The sequence below is a fragment of the Streptomyces capillispiralis genome (assembly GCF_007829875.1).
Classification (GTDB): Bacteria; Actinomycetota; Actinomycetes; order Streptomycetales; family Streptomycetaceae; genus Streptomyces; species Streptomyces capillispiralis.
In genome coordinates, this window is the sequence record NZ_VIWV01000001.1 from 6,851,618 (window position 1) to 6,871,628 (window position 20,011).

A 20,011-nucleotide genomic window follows, 5' to 3' on the forward strand; every position below is an offset into this window, starting at 1 on the left:
CAGGTGTGCGCTTGAATGGGGAACACGCTTCGATCTACGACTTCCGGATACTCGGGCCCCTGGCGGTCCGCACGGGGGGACGGGAACTGACCGTTTCGTCCCCCAAACAGCGGGTGCTCCTCGCATCCCTGCTGCTGCGGGCCGACCAGGTGGTCACATCCGACGAACTCATCCGCAGGCTCTGGGACGACCAGCCGCCACGAGACACCCGTGCCGCGCTGCACGTCCACACCACCCGGCTGCGGGCACTGCTGCGGCAATCACTCGACCTCGGTGATCCTCCGGTCATCGAGACCCACCCGGGCGGCTACCGGCTCGCGATGGATCCGGCCGCCCTCGACCTCACCCGCCACCGGGAGGCGGCGAGCGAGGCCCGCGTCGCCCGCGGCCGAGGGGACACCGCCCGGGAACTGGCCGCCCTGGAACGGGCGCTCGCCGAATGGCGCGGCGATCCCTTCGAGACCGTGCCCTCCGCCTCGCTCCAGACCGAGGCCGTGCCGCAGCTCGCGGAGGAACGCCTCACCCTCGTCGAACGGCGCTTCGCGCTCGTCCTCGACCTCGGCGGCAGCGCCGACATCATCCCGCAGCTGCGCGCACTCGCCGCCGAACACCCGCTGCGGGAGAGGCTGCGCGAGTACCTGATGAGGGCTCTGCACCGCACCGGGCAGATCGCCGCGGCGCTGGAGGAGTATCGCGACTACTACCGGATGCTCGACCGTGAACTCGGACTCCCGCCGGGGCAGGAGCTTCAGGAGCTGCACCGGCAGCTGCTCGCCGAGACCGGTGAACTCCACACCCCCCAGGCCGGACCCTCGGGCCGCCGTGCGTACGCGGTCCGCGAGGTCCACAGGCCCGCCGGGGTGCAGCCCACCAACCCCAGCGCGCCCTGGGTGGTGCAGCGCCAACTCCCGCCCGACGTCACCCACTTCGTCGGCCGGGAGGAACTGCTGGAGGAGGTCGTCGCCGCGCTCACGCCACGCCAGCGCGCGGCCGTACCGCTGGTCAGCCTCGTCGGCCCGCCCGGCGTCGGCAAGACCGCGCTCGCGCTGCGGGCCGCGCACCGGCTCAGCCCGGCCTACCCCGACGGACAGTGGTACATCCGCCTCCACGACGCCCGCGGCGGAGCCCGGCCCGTGCACGACATCATCGCCGAGCTGCTGCACGCCTCCGGTGCCGACGTCTCCGTCCTGCCCACCGAACGGCACCAGCTCACCGGCGTGCTCCGCAGCCGGCTCGCCGACCGGCGCGTGCTCATCGTCATCGACGACGTCAACGACAGCGAACAGGTCCCCGACCTGCTGCCCGGTTCGCCGAGCTGCGCCGTGCTCGCCCTGCACCGCGAGTACCGGCCCGACCTCGTCGCCGTCTACGGCGCCCGCAGCTTCACCCTCGACCTGCTGTCGCAGAAGGAGGGGGAGCAAGTCCTCACCGCCGTGCTCGGCCGGGCCCCGGAGACCCTGTGCGCCACAGCCGTCACCGAACTCGTCGAACTGTGCGGCCGGCTTCCGCTCGCCCTGCGCATCGCCGCCGGACACCTGGCCGGACGGCCCTGGCGGTCCGTCGAGTCCTTCGCCGAGGCGCTGCGCGAGGGCGACCCGCTGGAACTCCTCGCCCTCGGCGACAGCCCGTCGACCGCCGTACGGGCCGCGTTCAGCGTCGCCTACGAGTCGCTGCCCGCGCTGTCCCGCCGTTTCTTCCGGCTGCTCGGCGTCGTCGGCGACATGGCCTTCACCGCCCTTACCGCCGCCCAACTCGCCGACTGCGAACCCCAGGTGGCCGACCAGCTCCTCGACAAGCTAGCGGCGGCCCAGCTCCTCGAGGTCTCGTCCCAGGACACCTACCGCTTCCACAGCCTCATCGCCCTGTACGCGGCCGAGCGGGGCGTCGAGGAGGACGGCCCCGCCGACCGGCGGCAGGCCCTGAACCGGCTGTGCCGCTGGTACCTGCGCCGCACCGACGAGGCCGTGCGGTCCTGCTACCCGGGCTTCCTGCGGGTGTTCCGGCCCGACCCCCACGGCCCGGGACCCGAGGTCGACCCCCGGGCCGCCCAGGAGTGGCTGCGCGCCGAGCAGTCCAACCTCGTCGCCCTCGTCGTCCGCGCCGCCGACGAGCACCTGGACGAGGTGTGCGTACGCCTCGTGGACATGCTCCGCGGCTACTTCACCCTCGGCCGGCTCCAGACCGACTGGCTCACCATCGCCCAGGCCGGTCTGCGCGCCGCGATCTCCCTCGGCGACCAGCGGGTCACCGCCGTGATGCGGCTCAGCGCCGGACTCGCTCTCCAGGGACTCAACCGGCTCCCGGACGCGTCCCGCGAACTGCGCGCCGCGCACCGCGCGTTCATCCGGCTCGGCGTGCGCGACTTCGAGGCCGTCACCGTCAACGCCATCGCGATGAACCAGCTCCAGCGGCCCACCAAGCACATCGACAGCGCCGTCGCCCTGCTGGAACGCGGCCTGGAGATCAGCCGGCACCTGGAGCTGCGGCATGTCGAGGCCCGCGGACTGATGTACCTGGGCATGGCCCGGCACAGCCAGGGCCGGCTGCACGCGGCCGAGGCCCACTTCAGCCGCGCCGCCGCGATCCTCGACGAGGACGGCGTCCAGCGCTCCCGCCCCGAGGTGCTGGCCCGGCTCGGTGCCGTCCACGCCGACCTGCGCCAATGGGACGCGGCCATGACCAACCTCAGCCTCGCCCTGTCGCTCAGCGAGGAGTTCAACGCCCCCCACTCCACGGTTCTCGCCTCCTACGGCATCGCCCAGGTCTACGCCTGCAACAGCTACGTCGACCTCGCCTACCAGCACGCCGAGAGCGCCGTCGTCATCGCCCGCGACCACGGCTACGTCGCCCTGGAGGCCAACGCCCGCAACACCCTGGGCGGACTGCACCTCATCCGGGGCAGATCCGCCGACGCCCGCGAGGAGTTCACCCGCACCCTCGCCATCGCCGAACGCATCGGCCACCCCCAGTCCGAGGCGCACGCGCTCATCGGCCTCGGACGGCTCGAACTCGCGGGCGGCCGGCCCGCCGAGGCGTACGAGCTCGGCACGCGCGCGGTCACCGTCGCCGAGCGATCCGGGCTGCTCCTCCTCCGCGCCCAGGCCGAGGAGCTGTGCCGGCGCACCGGCACGGCTCCCGGCCGGGAACAGCCGGAGCCCACCGTCGAAAAGCCCGCGGACGGCAGCGGCACGGACCTGCCCGAGGTGTCCGAAAGCCTCCGCGCACTCTTTCCGGAATGCAGTGCGTGAAGGTGGCGGGAGAGGTGACAGGGGTGCCCTTCGCGAAGGGCACCCCTGAGCGTTCGGGGCCGGTCCGCCGACGTCGTGTTGCGGCTTCATGACGGGCGTGCCCCGCGACGGCGCGCGGAGACAGGATCCCGCCAGGGTGAAAGGCCGCCGAAAGTGAGGCGCAAGAGCCGACGGCCAGGATGGTGCCCGTAACCCGTCCAGCCAGTCCTGGAGGCGCGATGTACGCACGGATCCTCGGCACGCTCACCCTCACCGACGGCCTGCGCACCGTCACCCCGCGGGCCCCGAAGCAGCGTCAGCTCCTGTCCCTGCTGCTGCTCCACGCCGGGCAGGTCGTCACCGTGGACGAATGCGTGGACGAGCTGTGGGCGGACTCGCCCCCGCTCAGCGCCCACTCCACACTCCAGACGTACGTGATGCAGATACGCAAGACCCTCAGAAGCGCCGCGGCCGACACCGGCGCCCCGGCGGAGATGTACCTGGAGACCCGTGACCGCGGCTACCTCCTCGCCGTCGGCCCCGGCCAGCTGGACCTGCACCAGTTCGAGAAGCTCGTCGAGCAGGCGTCCCTCGCCCGGATCGTCGGCGACCACACCCGCGAGTCCGAACTGCTGCACCGGGCCCTCGGACTGTGGTCGGGCAGGGCGCTCGCCGACGTGACCTGCGGACCGCTGCTGCGCACCCGGCTCAGCGGACTGCGCGAGACCTGGCTGGGCGCCCTCGAACAACGCATCGACGCCGACCTGCGGATCGGCCGTCACCACCGGCTCATCGGCGAACTCCGCGTGCTCACCCGCCAATACCCCACCTACGAGAACCTGCACGCCCAGCTGATGATCGCCCTCTCCCGGTCCGGGCGCACCGCCGACGCCCTGGAGGTGTTCGCCCGGCTCCGCCGCACCTTCAGCACCGAACTCGGCCTGGAGCCCTCGGCCCGGATGCGGGACCTGCACGCCGATCTGCTCAACTCCGTGCCCGTGACGGAGTCCGTGTACCTGCCGGGGCCGGACAGCACGCCCGTACCGCTGCGCCCGGCCGGCTGACCACCGGGCGCGACGCGTACGCGTGGAGCCGGACTCCATGCCCGCTCCACCGGAACCGGCGACGGTGGCCCGGACCCCGGCGCCCGACCGGCGCCCACGAAGCACAGGAGGAAGACCGTGACACGGACCGCACCTCCGGACACCGAAACCGTGTCCGCCCTGGACTACGCGGCCATCACCCAGTTCTACGCCGGGCACGCGCAGCTGCTGGACGCCGGCCGGGCGGAGGAGTGGGCCGAGCAGTTCACCGAGGACGGCACGTTCGCCCAGAACGTCAAGCCCGGTGTCAAGCGCGGCCGGGTGGACATCGCCGCCGGCATGCGCAAGGGCATCGACGCGCTCGCCGCGCGCGGTCTGACCCGCCGCCACTGGTTCGGCATGGTCGCCGCCGAGCCCGTCGAGCCCGGCGTCGTCCGCACCCGCTACTACGCCGTCGTGTTCGAGACCCCGAAGGGCGGCGAACCCCGGCTGTACCTGAGCACGACCGCCGAGGACGTCCTGGAGCGCCGTGCCGGGACCTGGTTCGTCCGCAGCCGCTACATCAGCCACGACGGCGCCGAGACCGTCACCGGACGCGAAGCCGTCGCCGGAGCCGGGGCATGAGCGGCCTGTTCGACCCGGTGCGGCTGGGCGGCCTCACCCTGCCGAACAGGCTCGTCATGTCCCCGATGGGCCGCGGCCGTACCACCGCCGACGGCACACCGCTGCCCGTCATGGCCGAGTACTACGCGCAGCGCGCCGCCGCCGGACTCATCATCAGCGAGGCGACCCACCCGAGCCCGGTCGCCGTCGGCCACGCCCACAGCGTCCGGCTGCACACCGCCGAACAGGCCCGCGCCTGGGCCCGGATCGTCGACGCCGTGCACGACGCGGGCGGGCGGATGTACCTCCAGATCATGCACGCGGGCCGGGTCAGCCACCCCGACCTGCACGGCGAGACCCCCGTGGCGCCGTCCGCCGTCCGGGCCGACGGCATCGCCCGAGTCTTCGACGGCAAGCCCGCCTACCCGGTACCGCGGCCCCTGACCCGCGACGACATCGCCGTCACGATCGAGGACTTCGTGCGCTGCGCCCGCACCGCCGTCGGCATCGGCTTCGACGGCGTCGAGATCCACGGCGCCAACGGCTATCTGCTGCACCAGTTCCTGTCGCCGGTGACCAATGTGCGCGAGGACGAGTACGGCGGCGACGCCGAGGGCCGCGTCCGGTTCCCGGCCGAGGTCTCCCGGGCCGTCGCCGCGGAGATCGGGCCGGAACGCACCGGCATCCGGCTCTCCCCGGGCTTCGCGCTCAACGACATGTCCGAGCCGGACCGGGCCGACGTGTACCCGGTCCTGCTGGACGCGCTCGCCGCTCTCGGACTCGGCCATGTCCACTTCGTCGCGGGCAGCGATGTGGACCTCGTCCACGAGCTGGGCCGACGGTGGCCGCACACCGTCGTCGTCAACGCCGGCACCGGACCGCTCGACACCGACGGCACGCTCGCCGCCGCCGACCGGGCCCTCGCCGACGGCGCCGGCCTCCTGTCCTTCGGCCGTCAGTTCCTCGCCAACCCCGACCTGCCCGAGCGGCTGCGCACCCGCGCCCCGCTCAACGCCTGGAACCCGCGGTTCTTCTACGAGGGCGGCGGCCAGGGCTACACCGACTATCCGGTCCTCGCCGCCAGCGCGGCGGGCACCTCGAGCTGACCGGGCACCCGCCGTACGCCACCGCGCCGGCGGGCCGCCCCACGACCACCCGCCCACGAGCATCCACCCCGAGGAGACCACCATGGCCGTCGTGTTCGTCAACAAGCTCACCCTGATCGGCGACGCCGAGGAGTTCGAGACCCTCTACGAGGCCGTCGGAGCCTTCATGGAGACCCAGCCGGGCCTCATCCGCTACTCCCTCGTACGGTCCACCAAGGACGACTCCGTCTACTTCAACATCGCCGAGTGGGACGACGAGGACACCTTCCGCAAGGCCCTCGCGGAGCCGGAGTTCCGCCGCCGGCTCGACGCGCTCACCGGGCTCATCAAGGGCGAGCCGCACCTGAGCCTGCCGGTGCGAGAGGGCCGGGCCGCCCAGGTCTGAGCCGGACGGGACCGCGGGCCGGCGCGTACGCCACGCGCCGGCCCGCGGTGTCCCGAGGGGACGCTCAGCGCACACCACCGTCCACGCGCAGCACCTGACCGTTGACGTACCCGCTCTCCGGCGAGGCCAGGAACAGCACCGCCTGGGCCACCTCGTCGCCCGTACCGGGACGCCCGGTCGCGAGCGACGGGGCGAGCTTCGGCCACAGCGCCTCGTTGCCGATGAGCGCCTTGCCCATGCCGGAGTCGATGTAGCCCGGCGCCACGCAGTTCACGGTCACCCCGTCCGCGGCCAGCTCCAGCGCGGCGACGGCGGTGAACGCCTCGACGGCCGCCTTCGACGCGCAGTACGCCACGGCGCCCGGCATGGCCCGCGAACCCAGGAGGGAGGACATGGTGACGACCCGGCCGCCCGGGGTCTCACGCACGTACGGCAGGGCCGCCCGCACGGTGTGGAACACGCCGTGCAGGTTCGTGTCGACGACCTCGTTCCAATGCTCCACGGACAGCGCGGCGATCGGGCCCGGGCGGCTCAGGCCCGCGTTCGCCACCACGATGTGCGGACCCCCGTACCGCTCGTGGACCGTGTCCATCAGCGCCGTCACCGAGTCCGGTGCGGTCACGTCCGCCTTCAGCGCGATCAGCCCGTCGCCCGGGTCGTCCGGGACCTCCCGTGCGGCCACCACGACGGTGGCGCCCGCACCGGCGAGCGCGAGCGCCACGTCCCGGCCGAGCCCCCGGGTCCCCCCGGTGACGACGGCGGTCCTGCCACGCAGTTTCATCTCTCCTCCACAGCTCCGGCTTCGGGACGTCGCCGAGCATGCGCGGCACGGCTCGCGCCTCGGCGGAGGAGGGCTGGAGAAGCCCCGGTGCGGGGAACCGCCCGCGGGCGTCGTCCAGCGCACCTGGAGTCCCGCTCCAGCGGGCGCCGGAACGCTGCGGGACATGGACACCTCCGTAGGGCGGCGCCCGGAGCCGTACCAGCCGTCAGGCCGGGCTGCGCAGGGGGCGGCCGCCGTTGAAGGCGACCATCTCGCGCATCGCCGGCGCCGACTCGATACGGGCGCCGGGCGCGCCGCCGCGCGCCTCGTGATAGGCGCGGTGGAGGTTGCCGACCAGCCGCTCGCGGTCCAGCAGGGCGGCGAACGCGCCCTCGTCGGCGCGCTTCGCCGTCTCCAGGGGGCTCAGTCCGTCCGCGAGACCCCGCTCGGCGAGCGCCGCGACCCAGCGCAAGTAGTCCTCGGTGAACGCGAGCAGTTCGGGCCCGCCGACGGGGCCGTGCCCCCCGACGACGACCAGCGGATCGAGCTCCCGCAGCCGGGCGAGCGCCGCGAGGGACCCGGCGAGCGAACCCATCAGCACGAACGGCGCGGCCCCGGAGAACACCAGGTCGCCCGCGAACAGCACCCGCCGCTCGGGCAGCCACACCACCAGGTCGTCCGAGGTGTGCGCCACACCGGGATGGATCAGCTGCGCGGTGGTGCCGCCGAGATGCAGGGTGGCGCCCTCGCACACGGTCAGCGCCGGCAGCACGGTCGGGGTGCGGCCCCACTCGACCTGCGGCCACATCGACTGCAACGCCGTGCCCTTGCGCACCAGTTCGGCGGGACCGGCCTCATGGCTGACCAGCAGCGTGTGCGGGCCGGAGAACACGTGGTTGCCGAAGGTGTGGTCGCCGTGGTGGTGGGTGCTCACCAGAATCCGGCGCGGGCCCGGCGCCAGCGAGTCCACGGCGTCGCGCAGCGCGAGCGCCCGTTTCTCGGTGGCCGCCGTGTCGACGACGAGGACCGTGTCCCCGCCCACGACGATCCCGGCGTTGTTCACACACCAGCCGGCCGGTTCCTGCACATACGCGTGCACCCCGTCGGCCACCGTCACCACTGTTCCCGGCATGACCCCTCCACCTGTCCCGCACCACCTCGGCTCCCTGCCCGTCCATTGGGCCGACACCCGGTGGAGCGCCGCTGGAGACGTCACGGAAACCACTTGTGAAGGACCGCACCAGGCGAAGAGAGGAGCCACGATGGAATTCGGCGTGCTCGGGGGACTGTCCGTCGAGGACAGCGATGGCCGCCATCTGCCCACCGCGCCCAAGCAGCGCCAGCTGCTCGGGCTGCTGCTGCTCCACGCGGGCGAGGTCATGCCCGTCCGTACCTGTGTGACCGAGATCTGGGGCGAGCATCCACCGCCCAGCGCGGCCACCACCCTGCAGACGTACGTGATGCACCTGCGCCGGCTGCTGGCCCGCATGCCGTCCATCGGCTCCCGCGAGGCCGCCCACGACCGGCTCAGGACGACCGGGCACGGCTACCTCATCGTGGTACGGCCCGAGGAACTCGACCTGCTCAGGTTCGAGCAGCTCGTCGAGCAGGCGGGCCGCGCCGCCGGCGACGACGCCACCGTGGCGCGGCTGCTGCGCGGCGCCCTCGCCCTGTGGAACCGGCCCGTCCTCGCCGACGTGCGCACCGGACCGGTGCTCCAGTCCGCCGTCACCCACTGGGAGCGGCGCCGCCTGGAGGTCCACGAGATGTACCTCGACGTGCGGCTCCGGCTAGGACGCCATCGCGACGTGCTCGCCGAACTGGCCGTCCTCACCCGCCGCCACCCCACCCACGAGGCCCTGCACGCCCGCTACATGACCGCGCTCCACCAGACCGGCCGGGTCGGTGACGCGCTCGACGTCGCGTCCCGGCTCACCAGCCGGCTCGCCCGCGACCTGGGCGTCGCGCCCGGCCCCGCGATCGGGCGGCTGCAGGCCGCCATCCGGCGCGGCGGCGGTGTCGCCGTCCCCCGTCCGCCCGCCCTACCGTCCGCCCCCGGCCGGCGCCGGGCGTAAGGAGGCCATCCCGTGCCCGTACCCCTGCAACGCGACCCCGACCTGACCCGCGCCGTGCTCACCCACTGGTTCGGCACCCGCTCCGCCGAGATCGGCGCGGTCGAGCTCGGACCGGTCACCGTGCCGAAGGAGGCCGGCTTCTCCGGTGAGATCCTGCTGTTCGACGCCGAGTGGACCGAGGCCGGCACCCGCCGGCGGCGGGCGCTCGCGGCCCGGGTCGCCCCGACCCGGCACCGAGTCTTCCCCGAGGACTTCTGGGACGACCAGGTACGGCTGCTGAGGCTGCTCGGCGACACCGGCCTGCCCGTACCGCGGGTGCTGTGGGACGAGCCCTCCGCCGCGTACCTGGGCGCGCCGTTCCTCGTCATGGAACGCGTCGACGGACAGGTGCCCGCCGATCTGCCCTCCTACCACCGGCAGGGGTGGCTCACCCGGCTGCCGCCCGCGGACCGGGCCGCCGTGTGGAACGCGGGAGTGGACGTGCTCGCCGCCGTCCACCGCCTCGACCCGAAGGAGACCGGCGCCGGCTTCCTCGACCGGCCCGAGTTCGGCCCCACCGGCTCCGCGCAACTGCTGGGGCACTTCACGCATCACCTCGACTTCTACGGGGTCGCCGACGACAACACGGCCGCGGCGGCCGCCCTCGACTGGCTGCGCGCCCACGTGCCCGACGACGAGGGGCCGGTGTCGCTGCTCTGGGGCGACGCCCGGATCGGCAACATCGTCTACGCCGGGACGCGGCCCGCCGCGCTGCTCGACTGGGAGATGGCGGCACTGGGGCCCGCCGAGGCCGACCTCGCCTGGTACCTGCACATGGACCGGCATCTCAGCGAGGGCATCGGCGCGCCCCGGCTTCCCGGACTGCCGGGCCGGGCCGAGACCGTGGCCCGCTGGGAGGAGCGCGTCGGGCGCACCGCGCGGGACCTTCCGTACCACGAGGTGTTCGCCGCGTACCGGTTCTGCGTCGTCACCGCGCGCGTGGCCCGGCTGCTCGACGAGAGCGGCATCCTGCCGCCCGGCACCGACTTCCCGCTGCACCGCAACGCGACCGCGCTGCTGGCGAAGGTGCTGGAGGAGAACGCCCAGGGAGCCTCCTCCAGAGGATATGGACCCGCCCTCCAGCGACGACCGACAGCCTGAGCGGGCAAGGGAGGAGCTACAGACCCATGGCGATCGATGACGAACTGTTCCGCGCGATGTTCAGCGCACACCCGGCCGCGGTCTGCGTTGTCACCGCCGCGGGCGCCGACGGCCGGCCGAGCGGTCTGACGACCAGCGCCGTCACCTCCGTGTCGATGGAACCGCCGTTGCTGCTCGTGTGCGTGGGCACCGGGTCGCGGACCCTCGCTGCCATCCGGCACTCGGGCGGCTTCGCGGTCAACTTCCTCGCCGTGCACAACGAACGGCTCTCGGAGCGCTTCGCCGGCAAGAGCACCGAGAAGTTCGCCGGGCTCGACTGGCGGCCCTCCGGACGTGCCGCCGAAGCGCCGCTGCTGCCCGCGTACCACCTCAGCGCCGCCGCCGAGTGCCTCGTGCACCAGGAGATACCGGCCGGCGACCACTGTGTGTTCCTGGGCCGGATCGAGGGCGCCGTCGTGCACGGCCGCGCGCCGATGCTCTACCACGAACGCGACTACATCCATCTGCCCGTACCCGCCCTGTCCGGGACCGCGACGGCCGACTAGCCGGCCGTCGCGGTCCGGGGGCCCCAGCCGTGCCGCACGCACCGTCCGTCCAGCCATCACATCGAGGGGACTCCATGAAGTTCGGCATCAACCTCTTCCCCACCGTGGGACCCGCGGAGAAGTCCGCCGGACAGCACTTCGAGGAGTCGCTCCGGCTGGCCGAACTCGCCGACGAACTGGGCTTCCACCACGTCAAGACCGTCGAGCACTACTTCCACGAGTACGGCGGCTACAGCCCGGACCCGGTGACCTTCCTCGCCGCCGCTGCGGCCCGCACCCGCCGCGTCCGCCTCGTCACCGGCGCCGTACTGCCCGTCTTCACGCACCCGCTGAAGCTCGCCGGCAAGCTCGCCATGCTCGACAACATCTCCCGGGGCCGCCTGGACGTCGGCTTCGGACGGGCGTTCCTGCCCGACGAGTTCACCGCCTTCGAGGTCTCGATGGACGAGAGCCGGGCCCGCTTCGACGAGGGCGTCGAGGCCGTCCGCCGGCTCTGGGCGGAGGAGGATGTCGTCTGGGAGGGCACCTTCCACCGCTTCGGCCCGGTCACCATGCTTCCGCGCACCTGGCAGCGCCCGCATCCGCGCATCCTCGTCGCCACCGCGAAGACGCCCGCGTCCGCGGAGGCGGCGGGCCGCGCAGGGCACGGCGTGATGCTGGTCCCCTCCATCAACCCCCGCGAACAGGTGCAGAGGACGCTCGCCCTGTACCGCGACGCCGCCTCCGCCGCGGGCTTCAAGCCCACCGAGGAGGACATCCACATGAGCTACAACTGCTACCTCGCCGAGGACGGGCAGGAGGCCCGCGAGAAGGGCAGGCAGGCCTCCGAGCGGGCCAACCAGGCCCTCGCGTCCGCGGTGTCCGCGTGGCGCGAGACCCGCAGCACCGACTACCCCGGCTACGAGAAGATCGTCGAGAAGGCGGGCCGCGGCGACTTCGACCGCTCCGTCGCCGAACGCAAGGCGCTCGTCGGCACCCCCGACGAGGTACGGGCCGCGATCGACGAGATCCGCGGCTGGTTCGGCGACTTCACGATCAGCCTCCAGGTCATCTCCGGTGCCATGCCCTTCGAGGAGTCGGCCCGCACCATGCGCCTGTTCGCCGAGCACCTGCTGCCGCACTACGCGTCGAACGACTGAGGACGGACCGCCGATGGTTTCCCTGCGCACCGAGCACGGCCGCACCGGCCCGGGCGACGGCACCGGCGGCGAGGACCGTACGTCCCGCGCCCGCACGGCCCGTTCGGACAAGGCCGGCGGGCCGGGCCGGAAGGCGGTGGGCGATGCCGACGCGGCGTCCGCGCGGCCCCGCCCCCGCCCGCTTCGCTGGGTGGCCGCCGCGGCGGGCCTCGTCCTGTTGGCGATGGCCCTCAACGCCCTGGTCACGAACGACGCGTTCCGCTGGGACGTGGTCGCCAAGTACCTCTCCGCGGAATCGGTGCTCGCCGGACTCGGCACCACGCTGTGGCTGACCGCGGTCGCCTTCACCGGCGGCTTCGTCCTCGGCACCGTGCTCGCCGTGATGCGGCTGTCCCGCAACCCGGTCCTCGTGACACTGAGTTTCGGCTACACCTGGCTGTTCCGCTCCGTGCCGATGCTCGTGCAACTGCTGTTCTGGTACAACATCTCGCTTCTGTATCCCGAGTTGTCGCTCGGCATCCCGTTCGGGCCCGCGTTCACCGAGTTCTCCACCGAGCGGCTGATCAGCGGTCTGACGGCCGCCGTCATCGGGCTGGTTCTCCACGAAGCCGGGCAGCTGGCCGAGATCGTCAGGGCCGGCATCCTGTCCGTCGGCCGCGACCAGACCGAGGCCGCGGAGGCCCTCGGCCTCGGCGGCTGGCGGACCTTCCGCCGGGTCGTGCTGCCGCAGGCCATGCCCGCGATCCTGCCGCCCGCCGGCAGTCAGATCATCGGGCTGCTCAAAGGCACCTCCATCGTCAGCGTCATCGCCGTGCAGGACCTGCTGTACGCGACCCAGCTGATCTACAACCGCAACTACCTGGTCATCCCGCTGCTCTTGGTGGCCACGCTCTGGTACCTGCTGCTGACCACGCTGCTCAGCGTCGTCCAGCACTTCGTCGAACGCCGCTACGCCACGGGGGACCGAGGATGATCGAGGCAGTCGGTGTCCACAAGTCGTTCGGCGGGCTGACCGTGCTGGACGACGTCTCCCTCACCGTTCCCGAGTCCACCGTCACCTGTGTCATCGGCCCCTCCGGGTCGGGCAAGAGCACCCTGCTGCGGTGCGTCAACCGGCTGGAGCGCATCGACGCGGGACGCATCGTCGTCGACGGCGAACTCGTCGGCTACGAGTGGCGTGGCGACCGGCTCTACGAGCGTCCGCGCCGCGCGGTCGCCCGGCAGCGGACCCGTACCGGCATGGTCTTCCAGAACTTCCGGCTCTTCCCCCACATGACGGTCCTCGGCAACGTCACCGAGGCCCCGCGCGCCCTTCTCGGGCTGAGGCGCGCCGCGGCCGAGGAACGGGCCCGCGACCTGCTGGCCCGGGTCGGCCTCGCCGGGAAGGAGACCTCCCGTCCGCATCAGCTCTCCGGCGGGGAGCAGCAGCGGGCCGCGATCGCGCGGGCCCTCGCCATGGAGCCGAGAGCGATGCTGTTCGACGAGCCGACCAGCGCGCTCGACCCCGAACTCACCCGGGAGGTGCTGACGGTGATCCGGGAACTCGCCGACGGCGGGATGACGATGATCGTCGTCACGCACGAGATGCGGTTCGCCCGGGACATCGCCGACCAGGTCGTCTTCATGGACAACGGCCGGGTGGTCGAGACGGGCCCGCCGGAGGAGGTTCTCGACGCCCCGCGCCACGACCGCACGGCCCGTTTCCTGGCGCAGAACTGACGCGGAGACAGCGCCGCCCGCAGCCGACGGGAGACCGCGCCGCCCGCAACCGACGGGAGACCGCGCCCGGTTCCCCCACGTGCCACCGTGCCCACCCGTCCCAGAACAGAGCCCAGCACCGTCGAGGAGGCACCATGTCCCGAACCCCGGCCGCGCGCCCCACGGGCGTGCGCGGACGTCGCCCGCGCACCCGTCGGGCTCTCGCCGCGACCACCCTGTTCACCCTGCTCCTCGCGGCCTGCGGCTCCGGTACGGAGGAGATCCCCGAGGACACCCGGGCTGCCGACCTGGGACGCGAGGACGTCGTCTCGGCGGTCCACGAGGAATCCGCCATCTCCGCTTCGCTGCCCGCGAAGCTGCGCGAGTCGGGGGTGCTGCGCATCGCATCCGGCATCGGCGTGCCCCCCGTCGCGTTCAGCCCCGAGGACGGCGGCCCGCCGCGCGGCGTCGACATCGACGTCTCCGAGGCCGTGGCCCGCGTCCTCGGACTGAAGGTGGAGCGCAAGCACGTCAGCGGCGCGTCCCTCATCACCGGCCTGAACGCCGGCCGCTACGAGCTGGGCACCGCGAACCTGGCCGTGACCGAGGAGCGCAAGCAGGTGCTCGACTTCGTTCTCTACGTCACCGACGGCACCGGCTTCGCCGTGCGGGACGACAGTGAGCTGACGAGGATCGAGGACCTCGGTCAGCTCTGCGGACTGCGCGTCGGCACGGGCACGGGGACGACGTTCGAGGCGGACCTCGAGGCGGCGAGCAAGGAATGCGCGGCCGACGGCGAGGAGCCGATCGCGATCAGTACCTACCCGGACGCGGCCGCGCACTTCCTCGCGTTGCGCCAGGGCCGGGTGGACGCCCTGATGACCACGGCCAGTGTGCTGCGCTACGCGGCCACCCAGCAGCCGGACCTGCGCTACCTCAACGAGATCGAGCGCAAGAACATCGGTCTCGCCGTCAAGAAGGGCTCCCCGCTCGCCGAACCCCTGAAGCGGGCGGTGAACCGGCTCATCGAGGACGGCACGTACGCGAAGATCCTCAAGAAGTGGCAGCTGGAACCGGCGGCCGTCGAGAAGTCGGTCGTCAACCCCCCGGCGCGGCCCTGACCGGGCGACAGGGACAAGAAGGCCAGAGGACAAGGGGACAAGGGGACAAGAGGAGACAGAGGGCGGGCCGCTGCCAACCAGCGGCCCGCCCCGGCCGTTTCGCCACCGCGCCACCGCGCCACCGCGCCACCGCGCCACCGCGCCACCGCGCCACCCGCGCGGCGCGGTCACCCGGACTCCGGCCCTCCCGCGCCCGCGCCCGCACCCGTGAACTCCACGATCGCGCAGCTCCAGGTGAAACCGGCGCCGACCCCGAACAGCAGGCCCAGTTCACCGGCGCGCGCCCGGCCCGACTCGGCGAGGAACGCGAGGCCCGCGAACTGGTCGCCGGCCCCGAGGTGACCGACCGAGCGGCCCCACCGCCAGGTGGTGCGCTCCTCCGGGATGCTCCAGCGGCGCAGGAACGTCGAATTCAGCCGTCCGCGCCCGAAGTTCGGCAGCACGAACCAGGAGAGGTCGGCGAGCGTGCAGTCCGCCTCGGCGAGTGCCCGCTTCAGCGTCTCGTCCTGCCCGGCCGTGATCCGGGCGACGCTGTACGACCGCCCCGTGTCCTCGATGAACGCCCGTTGCAGCAGCCCCAGATCGATGGGCTGCCGGACCGCGAACGGCACCGGCGAGAACGGGTCCCGCCCCCGGTGCATCTGCTCGAGGTCGGCCTCCGACACGGTCACGAGGCTGCGCAGCCGCGCGAAGCCCGCGCGCCCCCGGCCGAGGACGAGCGCGGTGCCCGCGTCCCCGTACACGGTGCCGGGGTCGCTGCGCCAGCGGTCGAAGCCCGGTGCGCCGAACACGTCGCCGGTGGTCAGCAGCCCGGCCGTGCGGCCGGGCGCGCCGGTGAGATAGCCGGACGCGAGTTCCAGCGCGGCCATGCCCCCGTTGGAGAGCTGCCTGATCTCGATCGCGGGGCATCGGTTGCCGAGCGCGTACCGCTGGATGTACGAGGCGGGGGCCCACAGGTCGTGCCCCTGGTGCTGCACGGTCGCGTGCAGCACCAGATCGATGTCGGTGGGATGCGTATCGGTACGCTCCATCACCTGCCGTGCCGCGCCCACCGCGAGTTCGGGCGCCGACGCGCCCGTCGACACCGCCACGGAGGCGATCCCGCTGCGGGCCGCGGTGCGCTCGTCGCACCGCCCGTCCCGCAGCGCCTGAGCCACGGTGGTCCTGCCCTCCAGGTGCACGGCGGCCCCGGCGATGTACAGGTCGTCGAACCTCATGTCCCGATGCCCTTTCACCGGCTGTCCAGGGGAACTCCGCGGACACCGACGGCCGCCGGTCCGGGTGGTGCCCGGCCCGGCGGCCGTCGTTCCGCCCGCGGCGCACCGGGGCGACGGGTCGCGTGCCTCCGGCTGGGGACAACACTCCGGCCGGTCGGTGGACGAGCGGTCCAGAACGGCTGGAACGGCCCGGCCCGGCGCCGCTCCGGGACGGCACGGGCGCCGTGCGGGAGCCGCGCCGCCCGGCCGCGGCCGTTGTGCCCGGGGTCGACCGCGGCTCCAGGCAGCGCCCCCACCATGGCGGGACAGCGAAGAGAGGAGACCCGCCGTGACCGCACCGCAGCCGGCCGTACTGCTGTTCCCGGGACAGGGCGCGCAGCAGCCCGGCATGGGCGTCGGCCTGTACCACGCCCACCCGGGCTTCCGGACCCGCATGGACGAGGTCCTGGAACTGTGGCATGCGCACGGGTTCGACCTGCGCGCCGACTGGCTCGCCGCCCGCACCGGCCCGGAGGCCGACGGTCCGCGCACCGCGCAGCCGCTGCTGTTCTCGCTCGACTGGGCTGTCGGCCGGACGGTCCTCGACGCCGGGGTGCGGCCGGCGGCCCTGCTCGGGCACAGCGTCGGAGAGGTCGCCGCGGCCACCCTCGCCGGCGTCTTCGACCCGGCCGACTCCGTGGCCCTGATGGCGGACCGCATCGCCCAGCTCGACGGCACCCCGCCGGGCGGCATGCTCGCCGTGCGGGCGGGCCCCGACGAGGTCGCCCCGTACACCACGGACGAGGTCGTCGTCGGCGCCGTCAACGCGCCCCGCCAGGTGCTGCTCGCCGGCCCCGAGGACGGTCTGCGCACCGCCGAGGAGAAGCTGCGCGCCGACGGCTTCACCTGCCGCAGGGCTCGCGCGCTCAACCCGTTCCACAGCCCGGTGCTCACCTCGGCGGCCCTGCGCGCGCTGCCGCTGCTCGCCTCGGTGCCGGTCCGTCGGCCCCGGCTGGCGCTGTACTCCGCCTACGAGCCCGGGCCCCTGACCTATGAACAGGCCAGGGACCCGCGGTTCTGGGCGCTCCAGCCCGCGCGTCCCGTGCTGTTCGGGCCGGCGCTCGACCTGCTGCTCGCCGAGCGGGACGTGGTGCTCGCGGAAGCGGGCCCCGGACAAGGGCTCACCGCGCTCGCGCGCCGTCATCCGCGGGTCGCGAAGGGGGGTGCCCGGGCGGTCGGTCTGCTGCCCGCGCGCCCCGGCGCACCCGACGCCGAGCGCGCAACCTTCGACAGGGCCCTCGCCGAACTCGCGAGCGCACCCGCAGGACCGGCCGCCGCACCGGCCGCCGACGCGGCGGCACAGGTGTCCAGGCCGGTTCGAGCGGGTCTCCAGACCGGCTTGACACGGTTGCGACCAGGGACCGGAGCGCCGGTTCCCGCCGACAGCGAGTGAGGATGCCCATGGAACGACGCGTCGTCATAACCGGAATCGGTGCGGTGGCGCCCGGGGGAACAGGGATCAAGAGGTACTGGGATCTGCTGTCGACCGGGCGGACGGCCACCCGCACCATCTCCCTCTTCGATGCCTCCCCGTACCGCTCCCAGGTCGCGGCCGAGGTGGACCTCCAGCCCGCGGCGGCCGGACTCTCCCCGCAGGAGGAGCGCAGGCTCGACCGCGCGGGCCAGTTCGCGCTGGTCGCCGCCCGGGAGGCGCTGGCCGACTCCGGCCTCGACCTCACGACCCCCCAGGCCGCGCGCACGGGAGTGTCGCTCGGCTGCGCGGTGGGCTGCACCACGTCGATGGAGAACGAGTACGTCGTCCTGAGCGACGGCGGCGCCCACTGGCTCGTCGACCCCGCGTACGCCGTGCCCCGGCTCTACGACCACTTCGTGCCGAGCTCGCTGGCCGCCGAACTGGCCCGCGAGGTCGGCGCCAGGGGCCCGGTGTCGCTGGTCTCCGACGGCTGCACCTCGGGCCTCGACGCCGTCGGGCACGGTGCCGATCTGATTCGCGAGGGCAGCGCCGACGTCATCGTCGCGGGCGGCACCGACGCGCCGATCTCCCCGATCACCCTCGCCTGCTTCGACGCCATCAAGGCGACCACGCCCCGCAACGACGACCCCGGGCACGCCTCCCGCCCCTTCGACAACACCCGCAACGGGCTCGTCCTCGGCGAGGGCGCCGCGGTGCTGATCCTGGAGGAACTGGAGCACGCACGCGGCCGCGGCGCCCGGATCTACGCCGAGGTCGCCGGATTCGGCACACGCAGCAACGCCTACCACATGACCGGACTGCGCTCGGACGGCGCGGAGATGGCCGAGGCGATCCGGGCCGCGCTCGCGGAGGCGCGGCTCGCTCCCGGGCAGATCGACTACGTCAACGCGCACGGCTCCAGCACCAAGCAGAACGACCGGCACGAGACCGCCGCGTTCAAGACGTCGCTCGGCGAGCACGCCCACCGGGTCCCCGTCAGCTCCATCAAGTCGATGATCGGGCACTCGCTCGGCGCGATCGGCGCGCTCGAACTCGTCGCGTGCGTCCTCGCGATGGACAACGGCCTGATCCCGCCGACCGCGAACCTGCACGAGCCCGACCCGCTGTGCGACCTCGACTACGTTCCGAACACCGCGCGGGAGGCCCGGGTCGACTCCGTGCTCAGCGTCGGCAGCGGCTTCGGCGGTTTCCAGAGCGCCGTCGTCCTCGCCCGTCCCGAGAGGAGTGGCGCGTGACGGCCACCGCCACCCGCCCCGTGATCACCGGCCTCGGCGTGGCCGCCCCCACCGGCCTCGGCGCCGACGCCCACTGGTCGGCCGTCGTCGAGGGCGCGAACGGCATCGCGGAGATCACCCGTTTCGACGCCTCCGGTTACCGGGTGCGGCTCGCCGGCGAGGTGCCCGGCTTCGAGGCCGCCGCGCACATCCCGAGCCGGCTGCTGCCACAGACCGACCACATGACCCGCCTCGCCCTGTACGCGGCGGACGAGGCCCTGAAGGACAGCGGCATCGATCTCACCGCCCTCTCCCCCTACGAGGCGGGCGTCTCCTCGGCCTCGTCGATGGGCGGCTTCGAGTTCGGCCAGCGCGAGCTGCAGAACCTGTGGAGCAAGGGCGGCCAGTTCGTCAGCGCGTACCAGTCCTTCGCCTGGTTCTACGCCGTCAACACCGGCCAGATCTCGATCCGGCACGGGATGAAGGGACCGAGCAGCGCCGTCGTCACCGACCAGGCCGGCGGCCTCGACGCGATCGGGCACGCGCGGCGGCAGATCCGCAAGGGCACGAAGGTGATGCTCGCGGGCGGGGTCGACGGCGCCCTGTGCCCGCTCGGCCTCGCGGGTCAGCTCGCCTCCGGCCGGCTCAGCACCGAGGACCGCCCCGATCGCGCGTACCTGCCCTTCGACGAGGCGGCCTCGGGCCATGTCCCGGGCGAGGGAGGCGCGTACCTGGTCCTGGAGGACCCGGTGTCCGCCGAGGAGCGCGGTGCCCGCGTGTACGGCGAACTCGCCGGGTACGCGGCCACGTTCGACCCCGATCCGCGCGCCCCCGGGGCCGACGGTCTGGAGCGCGCGATCCGCGCCGCCCTGGCGGACGCGGACCGCACGCCCGACGCCATCGCCGTCGTCTTCGCGGACGCGGCCGGCGTACCCGACGCGGACCGTGCCGAAGCGGCCGCGCTGGCCGCGGTGTTCGGCCCCCGCGGGGTGCGGGTCGCGGTACCGAAGGCGCAGACCGGCCGCCTGTACGCGGGCGGTGCCGCCCTCGACGTGGTGTCCGCGCTGCTCGCCCTGCGCGACGGCAGCATCCCCCCGACCGCGCACGTCACCTCGGTCGCCGCGGACTGCCCCGTGGACCTGGTGACGGGCGAGGCGCGCCCGCTCCTCGGTGACGCGGCACTGGTCCTGGCCCGCGGTGAAGGCGGCTTCAACGCCGCCGCGGTGGTCACGCGCACGAGCTGAACCGCCGCGGCCCCGGAACC

The 20,011-nt window shown here is 73.4% G+C and carries 18 protein-coding genes; 15 read left to right on the plus strand and 3 right to left on the minus strand.

Going from position 1 to position 20,011, the window contains the following annotated elements:
• The first annotated feature begins 5 nt into the window (after positions 1 to 5).
• From FHX78_RS30105 to FHX78_RS30125, 5 genes are all read left to right on the plus strand, one after another.
• Positions 6 to 3,248, plus strand: a complete 3,243-nt coding sequence (locus FHX78_RS30105) for an AfsR/SARP family transcriptional regulator (protein WP_268257211.1) — start codon at positions 6 to 8, stop codon at positions 3,246 to 3,248.
• 218 nt (positions 3,249 to 3,466) lie between these two features.
• Complete coding sequence (locus FHX78_RS30110; protein ID WP_145870535.1) at positions 3,467 to 4,291, plus strand: AfsR/SARP family transcriptional regulator; 825 nt, start codon at positions 3,467 to 3,469, stop codon at positions 4,289 to 4,291.
• Between the two features lie 117 nt (positions 4,292 to 4,408).
• A complete protein-coding gene (locus FHX78_RS30115; RefSeq protein WP_145870536.1) occupies positions 4,409 to 4,894 on the plus strand; it encodes a nuclear transport factor 2 family protein in 486 nt (161 codons plus the stop codon).
• Complete coding sequence (locus tag FHX78_RS30120) at positions 4,891 to 5,979, plus strand: alkene reductase (protein ID WP_145870537.1); 1,089 nt, start codon at positions 4,891 to 4,893, stop codon at positions 5,977 to 5,979. Before FHX78_RS30115 ends, FHX78_RS30120 begins: the two co-directional genes overlap by 4 nt.
• 82 nt (positions 5,980 to 6,061) lie before the next feature.
• Positions 6,062 to 6,364: an antibiotic biosynthesis monooxygenase family protein gene (locus FHX78_RS30125; protein WP_145870538.1), complete on the plus strand. Its 303-nt coding sequence runs from the start codon at positions 6,062 to 6,064 to the stop codon at positions 6,362 to 6,364.
• A 64-nt stretch (positions 6,365 to 6,428) separates the two neighbouring features.
• Here the strand turns inward: FHX78_RS30125 and FHX78_RS30130 are convergent, their stop codons facing one another.
• Positions 6,429 to 7,145 (minus strand): SDR family NAD(P)-dependent oxidoreductase, encoded by a 717-nt coding sequence (locus FHX78_RS30130; RefSeq protein WP_145870539.1) that lies wholly within the window; start codon positions 7,143 to 7,145, stop codon positions 6,429 to 6,431.
• A 205-nt stretch (positions 7,146 to 7,350) separates the two neighbouring features.
• Entirely contained in the window at positions 7,351 to 8,256 is a 906-nt protein-coding gene (locus tag FHX78_RS30135) for an MBL fold metallo-hydrolase (RefSeq protein ID WP_229924019.1), read from the minus strand.
• A gap of 130 nt (positions 8,257 to 8,386) precedes the next feature.
• Between FHX78_RS30135 and FHX78_RS30140 the strand changes: the two genes are divergently transcribed.
• The 7 genes from FHX78_RS30140 to FHX78_RS30170 all read left to right on the plus strand — a co-directional run bounded on the left by FHX78_RS30140 (position 8,387) and on the right by FHX78_RS30170 (position 14,842).
• Positions 8,387 to 9,199: an AfsR/SARP family transcriptional regulator gene (locus tag FHX78_RS30140; RefSeq protein WP_145870540.1), complete on the plus strand. Its 813-nt coding sequence runs from the start codon at positions 8,387 to 8,389 to the stop codon at positions 9,197 to 9,199.
• 12 nt (positions 9,200 to 9,211) lie between these two features.
• A complete protein-coding gene (locus FHX78_RS30145; RefSeq protein WP_145870541.1) occupies positions 9,212 to 10,339 on the plus strand; it encodes a phosphotransferase family protein in 1,128 nt (375 codons plus the stop codon).
• A 26-nt stretch (positions 10,340 to 10,365) separates the two neighbouring features.
• Positions 10,366 to 10,884, plus strand: a complete 519-nt coding sequence (locus FHX78_RS30150; RefSeq protein WP_145870542.1) for a flavin reductase family protein — start codon at positions 10,366 to 10,368, stop codon at positions 10,882 to 10,884.
• Between the two features lie 74 nt (positions 10,885 to 10,958).
• Complete coding sequence (locus tag FHX78_RS30155; protein ID WP_145870543.1) at positions 10,959 to 12,023, plus strand: LLM class flavin-dependent oxidoreductase; 1,065 nt, start codon at positions 10,959 to 10,961, stop codon at positions 12,021 to 12,023.
• A 13-nt stretch (positions 12,024 to 12,036) separates the two neighbouring features.
• Positions 12,037 to 12,996 (plus strand): amino acid ABC transporter permease, encoded by a 960-nt coding sequence (locus FHX78_RS30160; RefSeq protein WP_145870544.1) that lies wholly within the window; start codon positions 12,037 to 12,039, stop codon positions 12,994 to 12,996.
• Positions 12,993 to 13,742, plus strand: coding sequence for an amino acid ABC transporter ATP-binding protein (locus FHX78_RS30165; RefSeq protein WP_145870545.1), 750 nt, complete (start codon positions 12,993 to 12,995; stop codon positions 13,740 to 13,742). Before FHX78_RS30160 ends, FHX78_RS30165 begins: the two co-directional genes overlap by 4 nt.
• A gap of 134 nt (positions 13,743 to 13,876) precedes the next feature.
• On the plus strand, positions 13,877 to 14,842 hold the full coding sequence (locus FHX78_RS30170) for an ABC transporter substrate-binding protein (RefSeq protein WP_145870546.1): 966 nt from the start codon (positions 13,877 to 13,879) through the stop codon (positions 14,840 to 14,842).
• 167 nt (positions 14,843 to 15,009) lie between these two features.
• On the opposite strand, the gene FHX78_RS30175 is transcribed toward FHX78_RS30170, so the two are convergent.
• Positions 15,010 to 16,059: a ketoacyl-ACP synthase III family protein gene (locus FHX78_RS30175; protein ID WP_145870547.1), complete on the minus strand. Its 1,050-nt coding sequence runs from the start codon at positions 16,057 to 16,059 to the stop codon at positions 15,010 to 15,012.
• Between the two features lie 328 nt (positions 16,060 to 16,387).
• Between FHX78_RS30175 and FHX78_RS30180 the strand changes: the two genes are divergently transcribed.
• The 3 genes from FHX78_RS30180 to FHX78_RS30190 are packed head-to-tail and all read left to right on the plus strand — an operon-like array spanning position 16,388 to position 19,991.
• Positions 16,388 to 17,491, plus strand: a complete 1,104-nt coding sequence (locus tag FHX78_RS30180; protein WP_145870548.1) for an acyltransferase domain-containing protein — start codon at positions 16,388 to 16,390, stop codon at positions 17,489 to 17,491.
• 8 nt (positions 17,492 to 17,499) lie between these two features.
• The gene (locus FHX78_RS30185) at positions 17,500 to 18,768 is read left to right on the plus strand and encodes a beta-ketoacyl-[acyl-carrier-protein] synthase family protein (RefSeq protein ID WP_145870549.1); all 1,269 of its coding nucleotides are present in this window, start codon (positions 17,500 to 17,502) and stop codon (positions 18,766 to 18,768) included.
• Positions 18,765 to 19,991 (plus strand): ketosynthase chain-length factor, encoded by a 1,227-nt coding sequence (locus FHX78_RS30190; RefSeq protein WP_145870550.1) that lies wholly within the window; start codon positions 18,765 to 18,767, stop codon positions 19,989 to 19,991. The genes FHX78_RS30185 and FHX78_RS30190 overlap by 4 nt, the downstream gene beginning before the upstream one ends.
• Positions 19,992 to 20,011: the final 20 nt, after the last annotated feature.

Coding starts and splice junctions, on each gene's coding strand:
- FHX78_RS30125 (WP_145870538.1), top strand. CDS start 6,062: ATGGCCGTCGTGTTCGTCAACAAGCTCACCCTGATCGGCGACGCCGAG.
- FHX78_RS30155 (WP_145870543.1), top strand. CDS start 10,959: ATGAAGTTCGGCATCAACCTCTTCCCCACCGTGGGACCCGCGGAGAAG.
- FHX78_RS30150 (WP_145870542.1), top strand. CDS start 10,366: ATGGCGATCGATGACGAACTGTTCCGCGCGATGTTCAGCGCACACCCG.
- FHX78_RS30175 (WP_145870547.1), bottom strand. CDS start 16,059: ATGAGGTTCGACGACCTGTACATCGCCGGGGCCGCCGTGCACCTGGAG.
- FHX78_RS30170 (WP_145870546.1), top strand. CDS start 13,877: ATGTCCCGAACCCCGGCCGCGCGCCCCACGGGCGTGCGCGGACGTCGC.
- FHX78_RS30130 (WP_145870539.1), bottom strand. CDS start 7,145: ATGAAACTGCGTGGCAGGACCGCCGTCGTCACCGGGGGGACCCGGGGG.
- FHX78_RS30110 (WP_145870535.1), top strand. CDS start 3,467: ATGTACGCACGGATCCTCGGCACGCTCACCCTCACCGACGGCCTGCGC.
- FHX78_RS30140 (WP_145870540.1), top strand. CDS start 8,387: ATGGAATTCGGCGTGCTCGGGGGACTGTCCGTCGAGGACAGCGATGGC.
- FHX78_RS30135 (WP_229924019.1), bottom strand. CDS start 8,256: ATGCCGGGAACAGTGGTGACGGTGGCCGACGGGGTGCACGCGTATGTG.
- FHX78_RS30160 (WP_145870544.1), top strand. CDS start 12,037: ATGGTTTCCCTGCGCACCGAGCACGGCCGCACCGGCCCGGGCGACGGC.
- FHX78_RS30165 (WP_145870545.1), top strand. CDS start 12,993: ATGATCGAGGCAGTCGGTGTCCACAAGTCGTTCGGCGGGCTGACCGTG.
- FHX78_RS30120 (WP_145870537.1), top strand. CDS start 4,891: ATGAGCGGCCTGTTCGACCCGGTGCGGCTGGGCGGCCTCACCCTGCCG.
- FHX78_RS30185 (WP_145870549.1), top strand. CDS start 17,500: ATGGAACGACGCGTCGTCATAACCGGAATCGGTGCGGTGGCGCCCGGG.